The sequence below is a fragment of the Pseudomonas sp. TE3895 genome (genome assembly GCF_056278855.1).
On the sequence record NZ_JBWBQE010000001.1, the window covers coordinates 3,781,401 to 3,801,593 of the forward strand.

Annotated in this window: 18 protein-coding genes; 9 read left to right on the forward strand and 9 right to left on the reverse strand. The window is 56.0% G+C overall.

Features of this window, described 5'->3' with window-relative positions:
• Positions 1–54 precede the first annotated feature (54 nt).
• Complete coding sequence (locus tag ACZ889_RS16985) at positions 55–978, forward strand: LysR family transcriptional regulator (RefSeq protein ID WP_047602692.1); 924 nt, start codon at positions 55–57, stop codon at positions 976–978.
• Positions 979–1,256: 278 nt separating this feature from the next.
• Positions 1,257–2,627, forward strand: coding sequence for an MFS family transporter (locus ACZ889_RS16990; protein WP_476257598.1), 1,371 nt, complete (start codon positions 1,257–1,259; stop codon positions 2,625–2,627).
• 529 nt (positions 2,628–3,156) lie between these two features.
• On the opposite strand, the gene ACZ889_RS16995 is transcribed toward ACZ889_RS16990, so the two are convergent.
• The 7 genes from ACZ889_RS16995 to ACZ889_RS17025 form a co-directional block, all read right to left on the reverse strand.
• Positions 3,157–4,509 carry an OprD family porin gene (locus ACZ889_RS16995; RefSeq protein WP_180688117.1) on the reverse strand — a complete coding sequence of 451 codons (1,353 nt, stop codon included), beginning with the start codon at positions 4,507–4,509 and terminating at the stop codon, positions 3,157–3,159.
• Between the two features lie 193 nt (positions 4,510–4,702).
• Positions 4,703–5,857, reverse strand: a complete 1,155-nt coding sequence (locus ACZ889_RS17000) for an acyl-CoA dehydrogenase family protein (protein WP_180688116.1) — start codon at positions 5,855–5,857, stop codon at positions 4,703–4,705.
• Between the two features lie 74 nt (positions 5,858–5,931).
• Positions 5,932–7,281, reverse strand: coding sequence for an MFS transporter (locus ACZ889_RS17005; protein ID WP_180688115.1), 1,350 nt, complete (start codon positions 7,279–7,281; stop codon positions 5,932–5,934).
• 72 nt (positions 7,282–7,353) lie between these two features.
• Positions 7,354–8,199 carry a fumarylacetoacetate hydrolase family protein gene (locus ACZ889_RS17010; protein WP_180688114.1) on the reverse strand — a complete coding sequence of 282 codons (846 nt, stop codon included), beginning with the start codon at positions 8,197–8,199 and terminating at the stop codon, positions 7,354–7,356.
• Positions 8,200–8,217: 18 nt separating this feature from the next.
• The gene (locus ACZ889_RS17015; RefSeq protein WP_047602697.1) at positions 8,218–8,430 is read right to left on the reverse strand and encodes a biotin/lipoyl-containing protein; all 213 of its coding nucleotides are present in this window, start codon (positions 8,428–8,430) and stop codon (positions 8,218–8,220) included.
• A 28-nt stretch (positions 8,431–8,458) separates the two neighbouring features.
• Positions 8,459–9,991, reverse strand: a complete 1,533-nt coding sequence (locus tag ACZ889_RS17020; protein ID WP_047602698.1) for an acyl-CoA carboxylase subunit beta — start codon at positions 9,989–9,991, stop codon at positions 8,459–8,461.
• Complete coding sequence (locus ACZ889_RS17025; protein ID WP_110743195.1) at positions 9,988–10,764, reverse strand: enoyl-CoA hydratase/isomerase family protein; 777 nt, start codon at positions 10,762–10,764, stop codon at positions 9,988–9,990. The genes ACZ889_RS17020 and ACZ889_RS17025 overlap by 4 nt, the downstream gene beginning before the upstream one ends.
• Before the next feature lie 186 nt (positions 10,765–10,950).
• Here ACZ889_RS17025 and ACZ889_RS17030 point away from each other — a divergent pair, with 186 nt between their 5' ends.
• Genes ACZ889_RS17030 through ACZ889_RS17040 form a run of 3 tightly spaced genes read left to right on the forward strand, consistent with a single transcriptional unit; the run spans position 10,951 to position 13,705 of the window.
• Positions 10,951–12,339 carry an acetyl-CoA carboxylase biotin carboxylase subunit gene (locus tag ACZ889_RS17030; RefSeq protein WP_180688113.1) on the forward strand — a complete coding sequence of 463 codons (1,389 nt, stop codon included), beginning with the start codon at positions 10,951–10,953 and terminating at the stop codon, positions 12,337–12,339.
• Between the two features lie 12 nt (positions 12,340–12,351).
• Positions 12,352–12,753, forward strand: a complete 402-nt coding sequence (locus ACZ889_RS17035; RefSeq protein ID WP_110743194.1) for a cupin domain-containing protein — start codon at positions 12,352–12,354, stop codon at positions 12,751–12,753.
• Between the two features lie 4 nt (positions 12,754–12,757).
• Positions 12,758–13,705, forward strand: coding sequence for a hydroxymethylglutaryl-CoA lyase (locus tag ACZ889_RS17040; protein ID WP_180688112.1), 948 nt, complete (start codon positions 12,758–12,760; stop codon positions 13,703–13,705).
• Positions 13,706–13,752: 47 nt separating this feature from the next.
• Here ACZ889_RS17040 and ACZ889_RS17045 read toward each other — a convergent pair whose 3' ends face one another.
• Positions 13,753–14,313 (reverse strand): TetR/AcrR family transcriptional regulator, encoded by a 561-nt coding sequence (locus tag ACZ889_RS17045; protein WP_346641161.1) that lies wholly within the window; start codon positions 14,311–14,313, stop codon positions 13,753–13,755.
• A 70-nt stretch (positions 14,314–14,383) separates the two neighbouring features.
• On the reverse strand, positions 14,384–15,151 hold the full coding sequence (locus ACZ889_RS17050) for an SDR family NAD(P)-dependent oxidoreductase (protein ID WP_110743192.1): 768 nt from the start codon (positions 15,149–15,151) through the stop codon (positions 14,384–14,386).
• 265 nt (positions 15,152–15,416) lie between these two features.
• On the opposite strand from ACZ889_RS17050, the gene ACZ889_RS17055 reads away from it, so the two are divergent.
• The 4 genes from ACZ889_RS17055 to ACZ889_RS17070 all read left to right on the forward strand — a co-directional run bounded on the left by ACZ889_RS17055 (position 15,417) and on the right by ACZ889_RS17070 (position 20,143).
• Positions 15,417–16,937 carry a class I adenylate-forming enzyme family protein gene (locus tag ACZ889_RS17055; protein ID WP_180688110.1) on the forward strand — a complete coding sequence of 507 codons (1,521 nt, stop codon included), beginning with the start codon at positions 15,417–15,419 and terminating at the stop codon, positions 16,935–16,937.
• Positions 16,938–16,945: 8 nt separating this feature from the next.
• Complete coding sequence (locus tag ACZ889_RS17060; protein WP_180688109.1) at positions 16,946–17,722, forward strand: enoyl-CoA hydratase/isomerase family protein; 777 nt, start codon at positions 16,946–16,948, stop codon at positions 17,720–17,722.
• Between the two features lie 95 nt (positions 17,723–17,817).
• Entirely contained in the window at positions 17,818–18,672 is an 855-nt protein-coding gene (locus tag ACZ889_RS17065; protein ID WP_180688108.1) for an acyl-CoA thioesterase, read from the forward strand.
• 121 nt (positions 18,673–18,793) lie between these two features.
• Positions 18,794–20,143, forward strand: a complete 1,350-nt coding sequence (locus tag ACZ889_RS17070; RefSeq protein ID WP_180688107.1) for a carbohydrate porin — start codon at positions 18,794–18,796, stop codon at positions 20,141–20,143.
• Positions 20,144–20,193: the final 50 nt, after the last annotated feature.

Here is a 20,193-nt window from a genome sequence, read left to right on the forward strand (position 1 = left end):
GACTGTCAAACACGCCGTTTCAGAGGCGCTTCTTTCCTTGCCAGTGGTTGACCGATGGACGTAACGCAACTCAAAACCCTGATCCACGTGGCTGAACTGGGCAGCTTGAGCAAGGCGTCGGACCGGCTGCATGTCGCTCAACCGGCGTTGAGCCGGCAAATACGGCAGTTGGAAAAGGAGTTGGGTGTTTACTTGTTCGAGCGCCATGGCCGTGGGATGGAAATCACTGCGGCGGGTCTCGAGGTGCTTGAGCGGGCCACCCGCATCATGAACGAGCTGGAGTCTATTCGTACTTCGGTCGCTGGCGGGCGCGCGGCCTTTCGCGGCATGGTTGCCATCGGTACCACGCCGACGATCGCCGAGATCGTCACCGTGCCGCTGGTCAAGCGCATCTGCGATACCCACCCGGACCTCTCCATCCGCTTCTCATCGGCCTTCAGCGGCTACCTGCTCGACTGGTTGCAGCGCGGCGAGCTGGAGTTGGCCATCTCCTACGATCCACAGCCGCTGCATACCCTGCGCATCGAACCGGTGATGATGGAAAACCTCGTGTTGGTGGGCCCTCCCGATTCGGGGCTGACCCTCGACACGGCGATCCCTTTCGCCCAGCTGGCCAGTGAACCGATGGTCTTGCCCAGCCCCCGCCATGGGCTGCGCAAGATCATGGACCAATGTGCCTTGGAGCGCGGCTTCAAGATCACCACCAGCGTCGAGGCCGATTCATTCGGCGCAATGATCGACCTAGTACGCAATGGCTTTGGCTACACCGCATTGCCCTTGGCGTCGATCTACTCGCGCTTGAACGACGGCACGCTGTGTGCCGCACCGTTGGTCGACCCCACGCCCATGCGCAAACTGGTGTTGGTGTTGCCCGCCGACCGCCAGGTGAGCCCGGCAACTCGCTATGTCGGCCAGACCTTCGTCGACATCGCTTCAGAATTGGTAGCCGAAGGCATCTGGGCTGGGCACATGCTCTGATGCAGCAGCCAGCTATTCAATCGCGGCATAGCTGCTAGAGGGAAGCGGGTCTGGCCGCTCCCCAGGCGAGGGCGTAGTTTTGCTCGGGAATAAAAGTCGGTGCGCTTTCGCTGACTTGTAAAATAATAGTTCCCAGAAGGTACCCCCCCATGATGCGCGTTTCATCGCCTTGCGTTTTGCCGCCCGCTTTTTCCCACTACGACTCCAAGCCGATCAATCGAACGTAAACCGACGCTGTCGTTCCTGCCTTGCGTTTGCCTTAGATCTGGAGTTACCCCATGCACGCTAACAATAACAATCCCGCTGCGCCTGATGTCCACAACCTGACCAACCGACAACGAATCCGCGCCATTCTCGGTGCCTGCTCCGGCAACCTGGTGGAGTGGTACGACTTCTTCATCTACGCCTACACCTCGATCTACTTCGCAGCCTTGTTCTTCCCTAAGGGCGACCAGACCACGCAGTTGCTGGCGACCGCCGGGATCTTCGCCGTGGGCTTCTTCATGCGCCCCCTGGGTGGGTGGATCTTCGGTTACCTGGCCGACACCCGTGGTCGCAAGTTTTCCATGATCATCTCTGTGTTCCTGATGTGCGGCGGCTCGCTGATGATCGCCGTGCTGCCCACTTACGAGTCCATCGGCATGGCCGCTCCGGTGCTGCTGCTGGTAGCCCGCCTGATGCAGGGGCTCTCAGTCGGTGCTGAATATGGCACCGGGGCCACCTACATCAGCGAGATTTCCCGCAAGGGCAAGCGCTGCTTCTTTGGCTCGTTCCAGTACTTCACGATCATTGCCGGCCAGTTGCTCGCGCTGCTGACGGTGGTGGTGCTGCAGAATGTACTGCCGCTCGAAGATCTCAAGGCCTGGGGCTGGCGGATTCCGTTCTTCATCGGTGCGGTCAGTGCACTGGTGGTGGTCTACCTGCGCCGCTCAATGCTGGAGACTGCCTATGCCCAGGGCGCGAAACACAAGGAAGCCGGCTCGATCAAGGCGCTGATGAAACACAAGAAAGCCGTGCTGCTGACCATTGCCATCACGGCCGGTTGCTCGCTGCACTTTTACACGTTCTCTACCTACATGCAGAAATACCTGGTGGTGTCTGCCGGCTTCGATCCCTCGACTGTCAGCTTCATCATGACAGCCGCACTGGTGGTGTTCATGTGTCTGCAGCCAGTGTTCGGGATGATGGCCGACCGGATCGGCTCGCGTAACAGCATGATTGCCTTCGGCCTGCTGTCGAGCCTGTTGATCGTGCCGTTGCTCACGGGCCTGAAGAGCGTCAACAACCCGTACGAGGCTTTCGCGCTGGTCATGCTCGGGCTGCTGATTGCAGCGTTCTATACGCCGGTGACCGGCGTGCTCAAGGCTGACCTGTATCCCGCCACAGTGCGCGCACTGGGGGTAGGTTTGCCTTATGCACTGGGCAATGCGCTGTGTGGCGGCACGGCCGAGTACGTGGCGCTGTCGTTGCGCGGCGCAGGGGTAGAGTCGTATTTCTACTACTACGTGGCGGCCATGAGCGCCATTACCCTGCTGGCTGCCGTGCTCATGCCTGACTTGCGCAAGCATGGTTACCTGGATGGCACCGGTGCGGTGGAGGAGCACACCGGCCTGCGCAGTGGCCCCGCGTACTCCAACGCTCGGGGCTGAGCTCCGGCCTGGGCAGCCGCTGGTGGTTGCCCGGATATCTTCATGATCGTACTGCCCGGTGCTGCAGCGTCCTCAAAATGCTCGATCGATTGCTGGAGGAGGGGAACGAAGCTTTGGCACATGAACGAGCCGCATTTGAGCTAGAGCGGAAGGAGATGAAAGCTGAGCGAAGTACACTTTCGGGCGATTGTATTGTCCGCTCGGCGGCAGCCTTGCAGCCAGAGGGCGTGACCATCCAGTGGCGCGAGAATCGACTCAAGCTGGCAAGCCAATGGTCTCGTCTACATCCAGCGCTCGAGTTTCGGCATAGGCGTAGAAAGTCTGGATCGCGCGCAGATGTGAAGCTGCCGTAAGTAAGCGCAGTACCTCAGCTTGGATAGAGTGAACTGCGCCAATCGCGAAATGAGTGGAAAGCCCCAAAGTCCCATATTCCTTAGGCCATACTGTTGCCGCTGACCGAAACTGACCCAGTTTCGCCCGTTGTGATGACTGAGCCCCTGAATGGCTAGGGCGCCCCTGGCGCCCGGGCTTAGAAAATGTTGATTGGAAACTCGGTGATCAGCCTAACCTCATCGATGTCAATGTACCTGTAGCCGCTGGTAGCGCGGTGAGTCGATTGCCTTAGGCGAAACGACATATCGCGCGCCGGCCCGGACTGGATCACGTACTTGATATCGAAATTTCTCTCCCAGTGCTTATTGTCCTCGTCGGTGTCATACACGTAGCGAGCGGTGTAGTAGGGGTTATGACTGTGCGAGTTATCCATTCCATCCCCCCTGACATACCTGGTCATGAAGCTAAGCCCTGGTATGCCTAGAGCTGCGAAGTCGTAGTCGTACCTCAGTTGCCACGACCTCTCGTTCGCTTCCGTGAACGTTGCATACTGAACCGCGTTGCCTATTGTGATGGTGCCGCCCATGGTGCCAAAGCCGATCCAGTCTAAGGGCTCGTCACCGTTGATCCTCTGGTGAATGACTGAGAGCGTGTGGCCACCGGTGGTGTAGGCAGTGGAAAATGACCAGGAGGTATTGTTTATAGGCCCCGCGAGACTTTTGCCATAGTTCAACGTACGGTAAATGTTGAAGTCGAAAGCTATTCTTTGGCCTTCGTCAATGGCGTAAGTGTATTTAGTGTTGCCATAGTATTGATGCCAGGCATCTTCCAGCTGACCTGCATAGAGGGCTAGCGATAGATTTCCTTGTTGGTAGCGGCCACCAATAAAACTAGCTGAGTCATAAGTGATCGCAGTACCTCCACGTTTGAGGGCGTAGTCGGTTGTGAATTTATCGTCGCTGTTGGAGGAGTCAACCCCGGTCTGTTTCGTGTAGTGGCCTGCCTCCAGGGTGAAATTGTCAAATTCGTTGACGTTCAACTGAAGCCCCGTGGCGGCGCTGGGAAATAGACGAACAGTATTCACTGCCAGGACAGGTGTCATTGGCATCTGTTCGCCGTACTTCAGCGTACTTTTTGATGCTCGAAGCTTCAGAGCGGCACCAACCCTGGAATACTCATCGCCAGGCTTGCCATCGCCGTCGATGGGTAGCAGTCGCAAGCCTGCGGTACCGCCTCCTGCGCTAAACTTGAGGCCTAGGATTGCATTGGCATCTACCCCAAGACCGACTGCTCCGGGTGTAAAGCCGGACTGAAAATCCAGAAGAAAGCCTTGGGCCCACTCCTGTGCGTATCCATTTCTTTCGTTAACGGGCTTGAAGGCGTTTGTCCCGGTGGCACTTGAACTGCCGTTACGGAAATCTCGATGGAAGAAAAAATTTTTATTGGTAAGCCGGAGTTTTGCATCATCAAAGATTGGGTATTCCGCTGCATTTGCCTGAAACGAAGAGATGCAGAGAGCGCCCATCAGCATTGTGCAATGGCGTGACATTTTATGTACCTTCTTTATTGTTGTTGTTTGGAGAGGTAACGCATTTTTATGAGGGTTTTATGGCCAGGAATTGTCGTTTGAGTTTGCTAATTCATTAGTGCGCGCGTGCGCAATATCATGCAGGCATGCAAGCATGCCTGCGGCATTGAGGTTGTAATAACGACCCTCTAGTATCCAAACTTAGGTTTTGATCTCAAAATGATCGAGGCAACTCGAGCCAGCGTTCGCCCAGCAGGTTTGCAAGCATGTCATCGGTCAGTGGTGCAAAAGAGTAGAGGCGGATATCTCGATAGTAGCGTTGCATCGGATACTCCAGGTCAAAGCCTGCTCCGCCCATCGACTCCATGCCAACCCTCACCGCTTCGTTGGCAGCTTTGCTGGCGGCAAGCTTTGCGATGGCGCTGGAAACCTCGATGTGTTGATGACCTTGCTCCTCCGCAATCGCAGCCATTTGGGTCGTGAGCCAAGCCTGCTCTAGTGCGACGCCGGCGTATACCAGCCGATGCTGCAGCGCCTGGAATTGACCGATGGGTCGTCCGAACGCTTTGCGATCCTTGGCGTACTCAACTGCCAGCTGCTGAGCGCCTCGACCAATACCAACGGCAACTGCAGCGGCGTTCAGCCGCTCAGCGTTGAGCGTGCTCAACACTTGGATAAAACCCTGATCGACTTCGCCCAGCACTGCGTCATCCGAGAGCTTTACGTCGTCGAAGGCAACAGAGCAGGTGTCGTAGCTGTTGATAGCGAAGGTATTGATCTCTGTTGCCGAAACGCCAGGTGCTGACTTATCGACGAGGAACATGGTTACGCCGCGCGAGCGGTGCTCGCCGGTGCGAGCGAGGACAATGAGCAGGTCAGCGTGGATCGCGCCACTGATCCAATATTTGCCACCGGTGAGTCGCCAACCGTCATCAACTCGCTTGGCCTTTGTGCGCATCGCCTGCAGGATGTCAGTGCCACCACTTTCTTCAGTCAGGCAGAACGATGCTTTGATCTCGCCAGCGCAAAGTCTCGCCAGGTATTGATCTTGCTGCTGTGGCGTCCCGTATTGGCTGAGCAGTCGCGTAGCCATGAACTGAACGACGCCGAAGACTGCCATGGAGGTGGCCCTGCGGCCTAGCGCCTCCAGGGTCAGAACCTGGAGCTTGGGCGTTCCCCCGGATCCCCCGAAGTCTTCGTCGATACCCACGCCCCAGACGCCAAGCTCAGCCAGTGCTTTATGCAGGTCGAAATCAAATTTCTTGGCATTATCCAGCTTCTGTACATGCTCAACGGGAGCCACCCTGTTGATCGTGCCTTCCACTGCATCGCAGTACAGCTGCTCTTCTTCGGATAGGTTCAAGAACATCCTAGTCTCCTGGGCTTATTGATTGCGAAGGAGCCGGGGCCATGTGCCTTCCCGGCCGCTGGAGAGGAAATCAGTCAGTCAGGTTTACCGACAGCAAGGGCATGCTTAGGCATGAGCGTGAGCATGCAGAGCGCTGCGATCACCATGATCAGGCTGATCGCATACATCCCCGCGTGATCCTTACCAGTCAATTCGCGCGCGAGACCAATGATCGAAGGTGCAGCGAAACCACATAGCGAGCCCAACGAGCTGACCAATGCAATCCCTGCTGGCGCACTTTTGCCTTTGAGGTATGTCGCTGGAATTGCCCAGCAGACGATGATTGCCCCACTGAACCCGAACGCTGCTCCACCTAACAAGGCTAGGGACAGGGGGAGGGAAGTAGAGAGGGTAGAGAGGGATAGCATTGCTGCCCCGAATAAGATACTGATGCAGTAATGCATGCGTCGCTCGCGTCGCAGGTCAGAGCTGCGACCGATCAAAATCATCCCCAGGGCGGCGCAGGTGAACGGGATCATTGCGTAGAGCGAAATGTGGGTGATGCTGGAAACGCCGAGCTTTTGGATCGTAGTTGGCAGCCAGAAATTGAACGCGTAGGTACCGAGAGCAGAGCTGAAATAGAGGAATGCCAGGACATAGACTTTCGGGTCGGTGAGCGCGCTGAATATCGCCTCGCCACTGTGTGGGTTGACTGCATCCGGGTCGAGCGTTGCCTTGTCATGAGCCATCAGCTCTTGATGTAGAGCCTTCTCCTCGGTGCTGAGCCAGTGCGCCTGTTCGGGTTTGTCGCAAAGCAACAGGAAGCATGCGATCCCGATGAAGATGATGGGTACAGCTTCAAGCAAGAACAGCCACCGCCATCCCGCCAAGCCAGAAACACCATTCATTGACTCCATGATGATGCCTGAGATTGGGCCACCCAGGATGGGCGCAACAAGCGTGGCAAGCAGAAGGGTGCCGGTGACTCGACCGCGCATATAGCTTGGGAACCAGTAGCTCAGATAGAGAATCACGCCGGGGAAGAATCCAGCTTCAAAGATGCCAAGCAGCAAACGCAAGATATAGAGCTGTTGTGCGGTCGTGACAAGCATGGTGGCGGCCGATGCAAGACCCCAGAGCACCATGATTCTCGTCATGGTTTTGCGGGCGCCTATCTTGTCTAGCAGTAGATTGCTTGGGATCTCGAACAGGGCGTAGCCAATAAAAAAGATGCCCGCCGCGAAGCCGTATTGGCTTTCGGTCAAGCCTAGGTCGGGGAGCATCTGAAGCTTCGCGTAGCCGATGTTCACCCGATCAAGGAAGGCGAAGATGTAGGCGACAAAGATCAGAGGGATAACCCGCAGTGCTATTTTTCGAAACAGCACACGGTTGATTGCGGTAGCTTCAGCAAGGCTCCAGCTGGAGGCGTCGATCGTCGATTTCATGGTGAGTCCAGTGTTGTTATTGTGCGGACTTCGAATGAAAGGCGCGCGTGGACGCCTTCCACCATTTAAGTATTACTCAGCATTTACGGTATTTTTGAGTGTTCCGATTCCCTCCACTTCAACTTCAACAACATCACCAGGTTTCATCCACAATGGCGGGGTACGGAATGCACCCACGCCACCGGGGGTTCCAGTTGCGATCACATCTCCCGGCAGAAGCTCGGTGAAGGTTGAGATGTATTCAATCAACTCAGGGATCTTGAACAGCAGATCATCAAGGCCTTCACGCTGAACCACCTCGCCGTTCAGGCGCGTTTCCAGGACGAGGCTGTCGATATCGGTGATTTCATCCTGGGTGACGAGCCAAGGGCCAAAGCTACCGCTCCCGACGAAATTCTTACCTGCAGTGAACTGCAGGGTGTGTCGCTGCCAATCACGAATGGATCCGTCGTTGAAAAGGCTGTAACCGGCTACGTGCTGAAGCGCATTTTCTTTTGAGATGTGCCGACCCGATTTGCCGATTACGATCGCCAGCTCGCCCTCAAAGTCGAAAGCAGCAGAGGCCTTGGGTTGGATGAGTGGCTGATCATGACCAACCTGAGCACTCGCGAATCGAGTGAACAGGGTGGGGTGCTTTGGTACTTCGCGGCCAGTCTCGACAATGTGCTTGAGGTAGTTCAGGCCAACGCACAGCACCTTGTCGGGGTTTGGGATGACTGGAAGCCATTGAACCTGTTCTACGCTCAGCGCCGGCGCATCGCGCAGCGCAGCGAGTTCATCCAGACCGTTGTTGGACGCTAGAACGGAGCGCAAATCGGAATAACATTGACCGAGCACTGCACCGGCGTCCGAAACAGTGTCGCCATCAACGACACCGTACGAACTGCGCCCGTCATAGAGGAAGGATGCAATTTTCATGGACAAAATCTCTCAGGATTAACCCAGGACAATGAGAACGTGCCCGTCGTCGACAGTATCGTTTTCTACGACCTTGATCTCTTTAACGACGCCCGAGTCATCGGCTTCTACCGGGATCTCCATCTTCATGGATTCCATGATGATGACTTCATCGCCGAAGTTGATCTCCTGCCCCACCTGAACGTTGATCTTCCAAATGTTGCCGGCCATGGGTGCTTTGATTTCGCTCATCAGCTAAATCCTTTCTAATTGTCTGGGGTTAAACCGGGTAGATGCCGTTGCGGCGATCGATGCGAGGAATTTCACGGCGGCTGTACAAGGCAAAGCGCTTGATCAGCTCATCACGCAGGTCGTCCGGATCGATAACCGCTTCGAAGGAGAATTGATCCGCAGGATCGAACGCGTTGATGTCCTTGGCGTAGGCCTTCTGCTTCTCATCGATGAACGCAGCTCGCGCTTCGCCTTCCAGAGCCTGGATCTCGTTGTAGTGAATGGCGTTGATGGCAGCCTCTGGGCCCATCAGAGCCGGCATTGCACCAGGCAAGGCGAGCTGTGCGTCAGGCATGGTCGGACCACCCGACATACCCAGGTAGCCACCGCCGTAACCTTTGCGAACCATGACGGAGATTCGCGGCACCTTCGCTTCACAGACCGCATGCAGCAGCTTGGCGCCGTGACGGATGATCCCCGCTTTTTCTACGGCGCTACCGATCATGTAGCCACTGATGTCCTGCAGGAAAAGCAGTGGAATGTTGAAGGCGTTGCACGCCCAGATGAAACGCGTAGCTTTGTCTGCGCTGTCGTTGAACAGAACACCGCCTTTGTTCTTCGAGTTGTTCGCGATAATGCCGACAGGGCGGCCGCCCAGGTAAGCGAACGCGGTGTAGATCTCTTTGGCAAAGAGCGCCTTCACCTCAAAGATCGAGCCTTCGTCGACTAGCGATTCAATGAGCTCTCTCACCTCAAACGGACGGTTCTGGTCTGCAGGAACGATTTCGGTAATCGAGCGTTTGGAGGCCGGCTGTTTTGGTTCGCGCAGAGGAGGAAGCTGGCTGTTGTGGCTTGGGAAGAAGCGGAGGTAGTCAGCAGCTGCCTTGAGTGCTTCTTCTTCATTTTGAGCCAGATAGTCGCCGAGCCCGCTCATGGCGCAGTGCATGCGAGCCCCGCCCATTTGCTCTTCGGTTACCTTTTCGCCGATTGCCGCTTCAGCCAGGCGCGGAGAACCCAGGTAAGCAGTTGCCTGTTTGTCGACCATGATGACCAGGTCGCACAATGCTGGCACATAGGCAGATCCGGCAGGTGATGGGCCGAACATGACGCAGACCTGGGGGACTACACCCGAGATTTGCACTTGCGTGTAGAAAATGTTGCCCCATGCGATCCGCCCGAGGTAGCAGTCAAATTGGCTGTCGATACGAGCGCCAGCACTGTCCACCAGATAGATGATTGGCATCTTGGCATCGACAGCAATTTCTTGCATACGGACGATTTTGCGGAAGGTGTGGTAGCCCCAGGTGCCCGCTTTGACTGTCATGTCGTTTGCGATGACAGCGACTTCTTGGCCGTTGATCTTGCCAATTGCCGTTACCACCGCGTCGCCAGGCATGCCACGAGATGCGCCAACCAGTAGACCGTCCTCAAGGTATTCACCGTTGTCGAAGAGGATGTTGAGACGATCGCGGACCAGGATCTTACCTTGAGCCTGGTGTTTTTCTTTTGCTTTGTCTGAACCGCCGGCGCGTGCAATTTCGACGCGACGTTGCAGTTCTTTTACGTTTTCGTAGCCGCTCATGCCTTCACCTCTTTCTTGGCAAAAAATTTCTCGATACCGCGACGAAGCTCTTCGGAGCACATGAAGGCAGGACGCAGGCCGCGGGCCAGTTCCAAGCCTTCAATCAGGCCGACGGACGAGATTTTGTTGAACGCGTGCTTGCCCCGACGGACAGTGGCGGGCTCCAGATGTGTGAAGGTTTTCACCAGCTGGTCTACCAGCGTGTCGATTTCATCAGCCGTCGCAACGTGATTGACGAGGCCCATGCGGTAGGCCTCCTGGGCATCGATGGTGCGGCCGGTGAGGGCCAGATCCAGGGCGTGGCGCTCTCCCAGCCGACCTAGAAGCGCCGGAAGGATGAAAAGCGGGAAGAGGCCAATCTTCACTTCCGGAGAGCCGAACTTGGCGCCTTCGGTGCAATACGCAAAGTCGCACGCAGCGACCAGGCCGCACGCTCCAGCCATGGCTGGGCCAACGACGCGGGCAATTACCGGCTTACTCAGGGTCGGAATTACGCTGAAAAGGCGCTGCCAAGGTTCGCCGGTTTCCCACAGCTGGGTACCACCTGCATCGACAGTCGAAAGAAATTCGTCGAGGTCACCGCCAGAGGAGAAGCACTCGCCTTCACCCGTGATGACAATGACTCGGATGTCCTGCTCGCCATCCAGCTGTATCAACGTGTCGACCAGGTTCCTGGCAGTTGCGGTGGCGATCGCATTTCGCTTGGCAGGATTGCTCAGGATGATGGTGGCGCGGGGGCCTTGGCGCTCGACCAGGAGCTGCGTTGTGCTCAAGGGATTCTCCTTTTTTGTTTTACTAACCGTTGTTAGTTTTCGAGAATATAGCTAGGCTTTGTTTCCAGCACAAGCCTGGTCGTCGTTTTTCAGCTTTCCATCGCGATGCCCATAGATAGCGGCGCGCAAGCAGAGACGGACGTATCGATGCTAGTGACTTACAACTGTTAGTTTTAGGAGATGATCGTGACAGAACAAAAACTACTGATCGCGAATCGCGGCGAGATCGCATGCCGGGTGATTCGCTCCGCCAAAGCTCTCGGAATTCCTACCGTTGCGGTGTATTCCGAAGCAGATGCCGAATCTCAGCACGTGAAGGCTGCAGATGAGGCGTTTCTCATTGGCCCGTCCAAAGCGGCGGAAAGCTATCTAGATGCGGAGAAGGTGTTACGAGTTGCCAAAGAGAACGGTGTAACGCTGGTACACCCCGGCTATGGCTTCCTGTCTGAAAACACCGATTTCTCCGACGCTTGCGCTGCTGCCGGTATTACCTTCATTGGCCCAACCGCAGAAGTGATCAAGGCAATGGGGGACAAGCAGCGCTCCCGTCACTTGGCCATCAAGGCGGGCGTACCTGTGCAACCCGCGGCAGAGAACGTTACTGCCGAAGATCCAGAAACGCTGATCAACGCCGCCCGAGTGGTGGGTTACCCGCTCCTGGTTAAAGCGTCAGCTGGAGGTGGCGGTATCGGGCTGAAACCTGTTCACTCACCTGCTGACCTGGTTGAGGCGGTCGCTGCAACACAGCGTATGGCTGAGCGTGCTTTCGGCGACGGTACCGTCTTCCTGGAGAAGCTGATTGAAAGTGCTCGCCACATCGAAGTGCAGGTATTTGGCTTTGGCAACGGTGAGGCTGTGCACCTCTTTGAGCGCGATTGTTCGATCCAGCGCCGCTACCAAAAGGTGCTTGAAGAGTCTCCCGCGCCGAACGTGCCGTCGGATGTCCTGGCGCACATGGCGGAAGCTGCCGTAAACCTCGCCAAACTCTGCCGATACGATGGTGCCGGTACCGTAGAGTTCCTCTACGACGACAAATCGAAATCGTATTTCTTCCTTGAGATGAATACGCGCATTCAAGTAGAGCACCCTGTCACCGAGGCTGTGACTGGGGTAGACCTGGTTGAGGCGCAAATTCGTCATGCGCTGGGGGAGGGCGTGGAGGCTGAGCTGAAGCAGCAATCGATTCAGCGCAATGGGCACGCCATTGAGGCCCGTCTCTATGCTGAGTCTCCTGAGAAGAAATTCATGCCTGCTCCAGGCCTGATCGAAGAACTCGAGATGCCTCAGGTAGAGGGCGTTCGGATTGATGGCGGGTTCGTAGCCGGTGATCGAATCACGCCTTTCTACGACCCGATGATCATGAAAATAATTGCTCATGGGAAAGACCGTGCAGAGGCAGTTTCTCGCCTAAAAAAAGCACTTTCCGAGCTCAAGATTTCCGGCCTGAAAACCAATCGTCAGTTCCTGCTCCGCGTGTTGGCTGAACCTGCGTATCTCGAAGCAAAGGTTCACACTCGCTTCATTGATGAGCACAGCGAAAGCCTGTTCGCTGTCGCCGCAGAACAACAAGCTTAAGAGGAGATCGTCATGGCTGTTACCACACCCAACGTGCCGGGCATTGAAGGTCTCGCTGAACTGGCGTCGCGCTATATCAACGTTGAATCACTCCCTTGGAAGCCTACGCCAACACCTGGCATCGACATGAAAATTCTATTGCAGGATAAGGAAAGCGGCCTGCTCACTGCATTATTCCGTTGGGCGCCTGGCACCAGGCTTCCTTTGCATGAGCATGTCGAGGTGGAGCAGACCTACGTGCTGGAAGGCAGCATCGTAGATGACGAGGGTGAGGTCGTCGCAGGCGACTTCGTTTGGCGTCCTCGCGGTAATCAGCATCTGGCACGTTCGCCGAATGGGGCGCTGGTGCTTTCCTTCTTCCTTCGCCCGAACAAGTTCCTGGAAGGCGTACACGCTGGTCAGAATCTGGAGTAAACAAATGAGCGACCTGCCAAAGAAAATTTGGATCAACGAAGAGGGGCCGCGTGAGGGGTTCCAGATCGAAGCCAATCCTATTCCACTGCATCGGAAGACTGAGCTGATTGAAGCGCTCGCTGAGACGGGGCTGAAGCAGATTGACTGCGTTTCTTTCGTCAATCCGAAACGCGTTCCAGGGATGGCGGATGCTGATGAGCTAGCTGCTGCTATCAACAAGAAGCCTGGCGTGCGCTACACCGGTCTCTGGCTGAACCAGCAAGGGCTAGAGCGCGCTTACAAGTCTCAGCTGGATATCATCGGGGCTATCCGTGTAACTGCGTCGGAAGCTTTTTCAGTCAACAACACGAACAAGAACATCGAGCAGACGCTCGATGAGCAGCGCGCTTGGCTGAAGTCGTACGCAGAGCATGATGTTCCGGTTGAGTGGGGCTACGTCATGACTGCTTTCGGGTGCAACTATGAAGGCTATATGCCCATCCCCCAGGTTGTCCGAATGGTGGGAGAGGTGCTGGATCTGGCGACCGAAGCCGATGTACAGCTCAAGGGTGTGTACCTTGCTGACACCGTTGGCTGGGCAAATCCATTGATGATGGAAAGGACGATTGGCGCCATTCGCGAGAAGTGGCCCGACCTGGCGTTAGGTCTCCACCTTCACGACACTCGGGGGACAGGTTTGGCGAATGTGTACGCCGCGCTCAAGCTGGGCGTTGCGAAATACGACAGTTCCTGTGCGGGGCTGGGTGGCTGCCCATTCGCAGGCCATCGCGGTGCTGCAGGGAACATCTGCACCGAAGACCTCGTATTCATGTGTGAGGAGATGGGGATTGAAACTGGCGTCAATCTTGACGCCTTGATCGAAGTCGCAAATCTTGCAGAGGATATATTCGGCCGTCAGCTGCCGGGCAAGGTCATGCACGGTGGAAGCTTGGGGCGCTACAAAAAGGCGTAACGTAAGCAGGATGTAAAAAACCCCACCTTCGAGGTGGGGTTTTTGGTTCAGCTGGATTTAAATCCTACCATTCTGAGCGACAGTTCGATGTGCTGCCGCTCCAGCTCCTCCAGTCCGAGCTTCCCCTCAGGCTGATACCAGGTGCAGATGCCGGTCAGCATGGAGATCAGTGCTTTGGTTGTGAGGTTGCAGTCAGAGACATTGAATATTCCCTCCTGCACGCCATCCTCGATGATTTGACGAACCCGACGCTCGTACTCTGAGCGCAAGCGAGTAACCATGCGGTAATTGTCCTCATCCAGGCTGCGAAGCTCCATATTGCCGATGAAGACCTCCTTGCGGCGCTCAGTATGGAAATGCAGATGCACGCCTACCATGGCCTCAAAACGCTGATATGTGGATGGCTGAAGGTCCACCTTTTCGGTGAATTCCATCAGCAGATCGCGCATCACGGCCTTGAGGACTGTGGCTAGGAACTCTTGCTTGTTGCTGAAGTAGTTGTAGAGGGAGGCAGCTTTGATGCCGACCTGCTCCGCAAGGGTTCTCAGGGTCATCGCCTCGTAGCCGTACTTGGCAATCAAGTCCACGCCAGCGGTGTGAATGGCCAATTCGGTGACTTCTCGTTTCGCGCCTACAGGTCGCATCAGGTAAATGTCTCTTCAAGAATGGGAGGGCGGCTTAGCGGGTCAGATAGCCACCATCCACAGGAACCATCGCGCCAGTAATATAGCTTGCCAGGTGCGAGGTCAAGAACACTGCCGGCCCTACCAGTTCGTGCGGTTCCCCCGTACGCCCCATGGGCACGTGACTGAGAAATGCCTCAAGCTTGCCAGGATCTTGCCGTGTTTCTTGCGACATAGCCGTCGGGAACGAGCCTGGCGCGAGTCCATTTACACGGATACCGTCAGCGGCCAATTCGGACGCCAGTGCCTTGGTAAATTGCAAGACCGCCCCTTTGGACGTCACGTAGCTGGACAGTGAGGCCAAGCCGGATGTGTAGCTGTGGATGGAGCCGATGTTGAGAACTGAGCCTTTCGTTTCTTTCAAGTGCGCAAGGAAGGCATGGGTGACATTGAACATGCCAGTTACATTCACTGCCAGGGTTCGACGCCACTGCTCCGGGCTCTTTTCGCTGGCGAATGGGGCACGGAAGAGCAGGCCCGCATTGTTGATCAGCGCCGTGATACTGCCGATTTCACGCCTTATGAGATCTGCGAGATTGATACAGGCGGCCTCGTCACAGATATCGAGGGCAAAGGCATGAGCCTTACCACCTTCGTCGCATATGGCTTTGGCTGTCCCTGATGCGGTGTTCATGTCAATGTCGGTCACGATGACGGTCGCGCCGGCGATGGCAAAACCATGGGCGAGGGAAGCGCCATTCCCTCGGCCGCCTCCCGTGATCAGCACGATTGCATCATCGAGGCGTAGTGAAAGGTCTAGCATGGTGAGTCCTCATCTTGTTTTTGGTATAGAAAACTAACGTCCGTTATTTTTATCTCCTTTCGCCTGAATTACAAGGTATTCGGGCTATAGAGGCCGTTTATTTCCGCCTGCCCCCCGTTCCTGTAGGCATTTTTGTTCTAAAAATCCAGCGTTCCCCCTATTGCAAACTAACGTAGGTTAGTTATTCTGGGCGTCCAGACGGCTCGGACGCTGCGTGAACATCTGCGCGCTGAGGAGCCTCAAAACAATTACAAGAGGATTTTTCATGTCTAGCCGTATGCTGCTGGGTGGTCACATCACCCACAATGCCAAGCGTTTCACGAGCAAAGTGGCCCTGATCGATAAGGTCGGACGCACGACCTACGCAGAGTTCGAGTCCGGTGCCAACCGAGTAGGCCACGCGCTCCTGGCGCAGGGTGTTTCACATGGAGACAAGGTCGCCTTCCTTGCCAGCTCGAGCCGCCAATGGGTCGAGGCGTTCTACGGTGTCGTCAAGATCGGTGCCGTAGCCGTGCCACTGAACTATCGGGAAACGCCTGAGCAGATTTCCATGATGCTTGAGGACAGTGGCTCAAAGGTGCTGTTCGTATCCGGGCAACATGTTGAAGCCTTTGGTGGGTTGCTGGAAACGCTGCGATTTCCCGTGGTGAATCTGGAGTCGCTGGATGCGTTCAAAGCAGGTTATGCAGACGCTCCCCACCCGACAGACCGCCTGAGCGAACATGATCCTGCCGTGATTCTCTACACTGGTGGCACGACCGGGCGATCCAAAGGCGTGCTGCTGAGCCATTCCAATCTCTTCTGGAACTCGCTCAACGAAATCATCGACACAAACATGGTGGAGGGCGATAACACGTTGATCGCTACGCCGTTGCACCATTCTGCAGCGCTCAATTGCTGGTTGCTCCCCCACTTGTACCTCGGGGCTACCGCTACGCTGCTTGAGAAATATGCCACTGAAGAGGTGCTGTGCGTCATCAATAAAGAGCGCGTTACCAACACCTTCATGCCGCCCTCGCTGGCACGAGAGTTCGTCTTGCACCCGCTCGCCAAGGAGCTGGATGTGAGTTCCATGACCCGGTGGTACGTAGGCAGTGGCATTCTTACCGCAAACGACCGCAGCGCCATGAAAGCATGCATCCCTGGCGTGAAGATTTACTACCAGTATGGCCTCACTGAAGCTGGCCCTATTGCGACGGTGCTCAAGGAGGAGGATTACGACCGCGCTCGTGGATCGATTGGCCGGGCCTTCCAGAACATCGAGGTGGCTATCGTTGACGACAAGGGCAACATTGCACCTCCAGGCGAGATTGGCGAGATCGTCCTGCGGGGTCCTACCATCATGTTGGGCTACCACAACCGCCCCGATGCGACGGCTGATGCGATTGACCAGGATGGTTGGCTGCACACTGGCGACCTTGCGCACATGGATGCCAACGGTTTTGTGTACTTCTACGACCGTCTGAAGGACATGATCAAAACCGGCGGGCTGAATGTCTATTCCCAGGAAGTCGAGGCCGTGCTGGCAAAACATGATCACGTTCGCGAAGTTGCAGTGATCGGTCTGAACAACGAGCGCTGGGGTGAAGAGGTTACCGCGATCATCGTGCTGCACGATGGGGTGGTCGGTGATCCTGAGCTGCTCGTCGCGCATGCCCGGGAGCATCTGGCTAGTTACCAGCTGCCGAAGCGTGTCGAATTCATCACCTACGCGGATATGCCGTTCAACCACAACGGCAAGATTCTCAAGCGCGAACTCCGTCAACGTTTTGAGCCGCAGGGCTGAGGATAATCATGGCTATCGACTTCGAAAAACAAGGTCCTGTCGCCCTGGTGACGATCAATCGTCCTCAGGCCATGAACGCCATTGACCTGAACACGCATCTGGCCTTCCAGGAGATCTGGTCGCGGATCAATACCGATGACGAGATCCAGGTTGTGGTATTGACGGGGGCCGGCACCAAGGCCTTCTGTTCAGGCGCCGACATCGGCACCTTCTTGCCCTATCTGCGTGAGAGGGCGGTCAAGGAACTGGACGATGGTGACTTTTGCGGTATCAACCGCGGTTCGCCGACGACCAAACCGATCATTGCCGCCATTAACGGTCTTGCCTATGCCGGAGGGCTTGAAATCGCGTTGGCCTGCGACCTGCGCATTGCTGTTGATTATGCCAAGTTCGCGCTTCCGGAGCCGCGGTGGGGTGTCATTGCCGGTGCCGGTGGCGTCACTCGATTGTCCCGAGTGGTCTCCAGCGCCCTGGCGACTCAAATGGTGCTGACCGGCGAGCCTATTGGCGCCGAGCGAGCGCTCGCAGAAGGATTGGTGAGTGAGCTCACTACCTCGGATAACCTGCTGCCGCGTGCTTTGGAAATTGCTCACAGCATCACCAAAAATGGCCCTCTGGCTGTGCGGGCGTCGTTGCAAGTGATTCGACGCGGCGCTGACTGCGGTCTTGACGCTGCGTTGGAATTGGAGCGCACGGCTTTCCGTCGAATCCTTCTGAGCGAAGACTTCAAGGAAGGTATTGCAGCGTTCACCGAAAAACGCGAGCCCGCTTACAAGGGGCGGTGAAGCACTGGACATAACGGGCGCTGCATGGGGTGAGGGTGGGCAGGTCGCCTCCCACCTTTTGCCTGTCCATGCGCGCGCCAGGGAGGCGAGTCTAGATGAGTACACCGGCAGAAAAGTTAGCCGCCATCTTCGCTTTGGAGGAGGTGGAGGCCAATGTATTCAAAGGTGAGAGCCAGGACCTGAGATTGCCTCAGCTTTTTGGTGGACAGGTATTAGGCCAGGCAGCGATGGCGATGACGCGTACGGTGCTGGCAGATAAAAAACTGCATTCCCTGCACGGGTACTTCGTACGTCCAGGGCGCGCGGACGCGCCCGTGATGTATGAGGTTGAGACCGTTCAGGACGGTCGAAGCTTCAGCCGCAGGCGGCTCACAGCCTGGCAGGATTCGAAAGTCATTTTCGTTGGAGATGGTTCATTTCATCGTGTTGAAGAGGGATTTCACCACCAGCACTGCGCGCCTGAGGTCGCCGTTCCGTCTGCCTTGCCGACGGAGCTGGAACTTCTGGCCGGGGATGCTGATTTGATCGAAGAGATCAAACGTCGCCACGAAGCCGCCAATGCGCTGGAGATCCGACCGGTAGAGCCTATTGATCCTAGCGCTCCCAAGGCTCGTGCGCCGCAAAAGAGTTTCTGGTTCAGGTTTGCGCAGCTCACCACTCGCGATACTGACGTTCATCGAAGCTTGCTGGCTTATGCCAGTGATACGGCCCTGCTGATTACGTCTTTGCTTCCGCATGGCGTTTCCGATATGCAGCGAGACATGCGGGTTGCCAGTCTGGATCATTCGATTTGGTTCCACGGCGATTGCGTCGTGGACGAGTGGCTCCTGTATGTCAATGACAGCCCTTGGAGTGGGGCGGGCCGAGGCCTTTCGCGCGGCTCGATTTTTGACCAGCAAGGGCGGCTTATTGCCTCTGTTGCACAAGAAGGACTTATTCGGAAACTCTGATTTCTCTATCAGCGGCCTCACGTTTGGGGTCGCTATTTTTTTGCATGCTCAAAACGCTCTTCTGACTCAAAAATAATAATTGGTGCCTAGAGGGTACCATTCAAGAAGGGAAATAAAAAATATGAGATTTTCTGCGCCTGAGATTAAGTGCGCGAGCACTGCGTTTGCCCTGTTTTTAAGTGTGCCTGCAACCTGTATCGCAGAGACAACCTCTACTTCAATGCCATGGATGTTGGGTACCTGGGGTGGCCTGAGAGACGAGCTACACCAGAAAGGTATCGACTTCGACCTCAATTATAGAAGTGACAGTGCGTACAATGCGCACGGTGGCTACGACAAGGACAAGAAACTCGCCTACGCCGATCAGTACATGTTTTCGGTCAGTGCTGACTTGGACAAACTGCTAGGCGCATCTTCTTCAAAGTTTGTCATGACGCTAATTGATCGTAATGGCGAGGAGTTGGCCAAGGAGCGGTTGACTGACCCGCGATCAGGTTCATTGACCCAGACGCAGAACGTGTATGGGCGCGGTAGTGTTACGCGGCTGTCTCAGCTCTACCTCGAAACCCGCTTGGGAAAACCTAACTCGTATTTCAGAATGGGTCGATTCGGGCCAGAGGAATTCGGTCAGTTTGATTGCGATTTTCAAAACCTGATTTTTTGCGGTAATTCAGGCGGGAACTGGCATGGGGATGACTGGTATAACTTCCCGATCGGTCAGTGGGCGACCGCAGTCAAATATCAGTTTCTTGATGATGTCGCTGTCCAGGCTGGAGTCTTCGAGCAGAACCCGACCCTTTTAGAAAATGACAATGCCTTCAAAGTGAGTACCCGTGGCGCGGAAGGTGCTCTCATACCCGCTGAGGTCATTTGGACGCCTAAACGCGCGTTGTTTGGCCAGCCCGCGGAGTTCAGGCTTGGCGCTTTCTATAACACCACTGACGCCGATGACCTGCGCTACAACGCGGATGGCCATGAGCATGCGTTCGAGCCCGACACTCGCTACCAGTCGCATCGGGGGCGCAAAGGTTGGTGGTATGTCGCGCGCCAGACGGTGGGCCATGTTGGCGGAGATCAGCACCGGAAGATCGAGGTCTTTTCGGAAGGGTTCTGGAATGATCGCGATACTGGATTCGTCGCCAGGCATTACAACATCGGTCTTATCATCAATGGCCCGTTTGTCTCTCGTCCCGACGACTCGATCGGAGTCGCGATCGGGGGGTTGAGCGTTGCCTCGAATGTGACGGCACACCAGCGCCATGTAAACATCTACAATCAGGTCACCCGCTACGATGACCCGCGTTTTACCCCCGTCCAGACGGACGAATACAGTAGCGAGATCTACTACGGCGTGAAGATCACGGACTGGTTGACCGTGCGTCCCAACGTGCAGTACATCGTTCACCCTGGCGCAGTGGATGAGGTCGATAACGCGTTCTTGCTGGGCCTCATGGTCAGAGCGAGTTTCTAGCCTGTAGCTTCTGGCTGGGTTGCCCAGGGGCCAAGTGCAGTTCGCGCAGG

Coding starts and splice junctions, on each gene's coding strand:
- ACZ889_RS17060 (WP_180688109.1), top strand. CDS start 16,946: ATGGCTATCGACTTCGAAAAACAAGGTCCTGTCGCCCTGGTGACGATC.
- ACZ889_RS17015 (WP_047602697.1), bottom strand. CDS start 8,430: ATGAGCGAAATCAAAGCACCCATGGCCGGCAACATTTGGAAGATCAAC.
- ACZ889_RS17035 (WP_110743194.1), top strand. CDS start 12,352: ATGGCTGTTACCACACCCAACGTGCCGGGCATTGAAGGTCTCGCTGAA.
- ACZ889_RS17040 (WP_180688112.1), top strand. CDS start 12,758: ATGAGCGACCTGCCAAAGAAAATTTGGATCAACGAAGAGGGGCCGCGT.
- ACZ889_RS17050 (WP_110743192.1), bottom strand. CDS start 15,151: ATGCTAGACCTTTCACTACGCCTCGATGATGCAATCGTGCTGATCACG.
- ACZ889_RS17065 (WP_180688108.1), top strand. CDS start 17,818: ATGAGTACACCGGCAGAAAAGTTAGCCGCCATCTTCGCTTTGGAGGAG.
- ACZ889_RS16995 (WP_180688117.1), bottom strand. CDS start 4,509: ATGTCACGCCATTGCACAATGCTGATGGGCGCTCTCTGCATCTCTTCG.
- ACZ889_RS17000 (WP_180688116.1), bottom strand. CDS start 5,857: ATGTTCTTGAACCTATCCGAAGAAGAGCAGCTGTACTGCGATGCAGTG.
- ACZ889_RS16990 (WP_476257598.1), top strand. CDS start 1,257: ATGCACGCTAACAATAACAATCCCGCTGCGCCTGATGTCCACAACCTG.
- ACZ889_RS17020 (WP_047602698.1), bottom strand. CDS start 9,991: ATGAGCGGCTACGAAAACGTAAAAGAACTGCAACGTCGCGTCGAAATT.
- ACZ889_RS17010 (WP_180688114.1), bottom strand. CDS start 8,199: ATGAAAATTGCATCCTTCCTCTATGACGGGCGCAGTTCGTACGGTGTC.
- ACZ889_RS16985 (WP_047602692.1), top strand. CDS start 55: ATGGACGTAACGCAACTCAAAACCCTGATCCACGTGGCTGAACTGGGC.
- ACZ889_RS17070 (WP_180688107.1), top strand. CDS start 18,794: ATGAGATTTTCTGCGCCTGAGATTAAGTGCGCGAGCACTGCGTTTGCC.
- ACZ889_RS17005 (WP_180688115.1), bottom strand. CDS start 7,281: ATGAAATCGACGATCGACGCCTCCAGCTGGAGCCTTGCTGAAGCTACC.
- ACZ889_RS17055 (WP_180688110.1), top strand. CDS start 15,417: ATGTCTAGCCGTATGCTGCTGGGTGGTCACATCACCCACAATGCCAAG.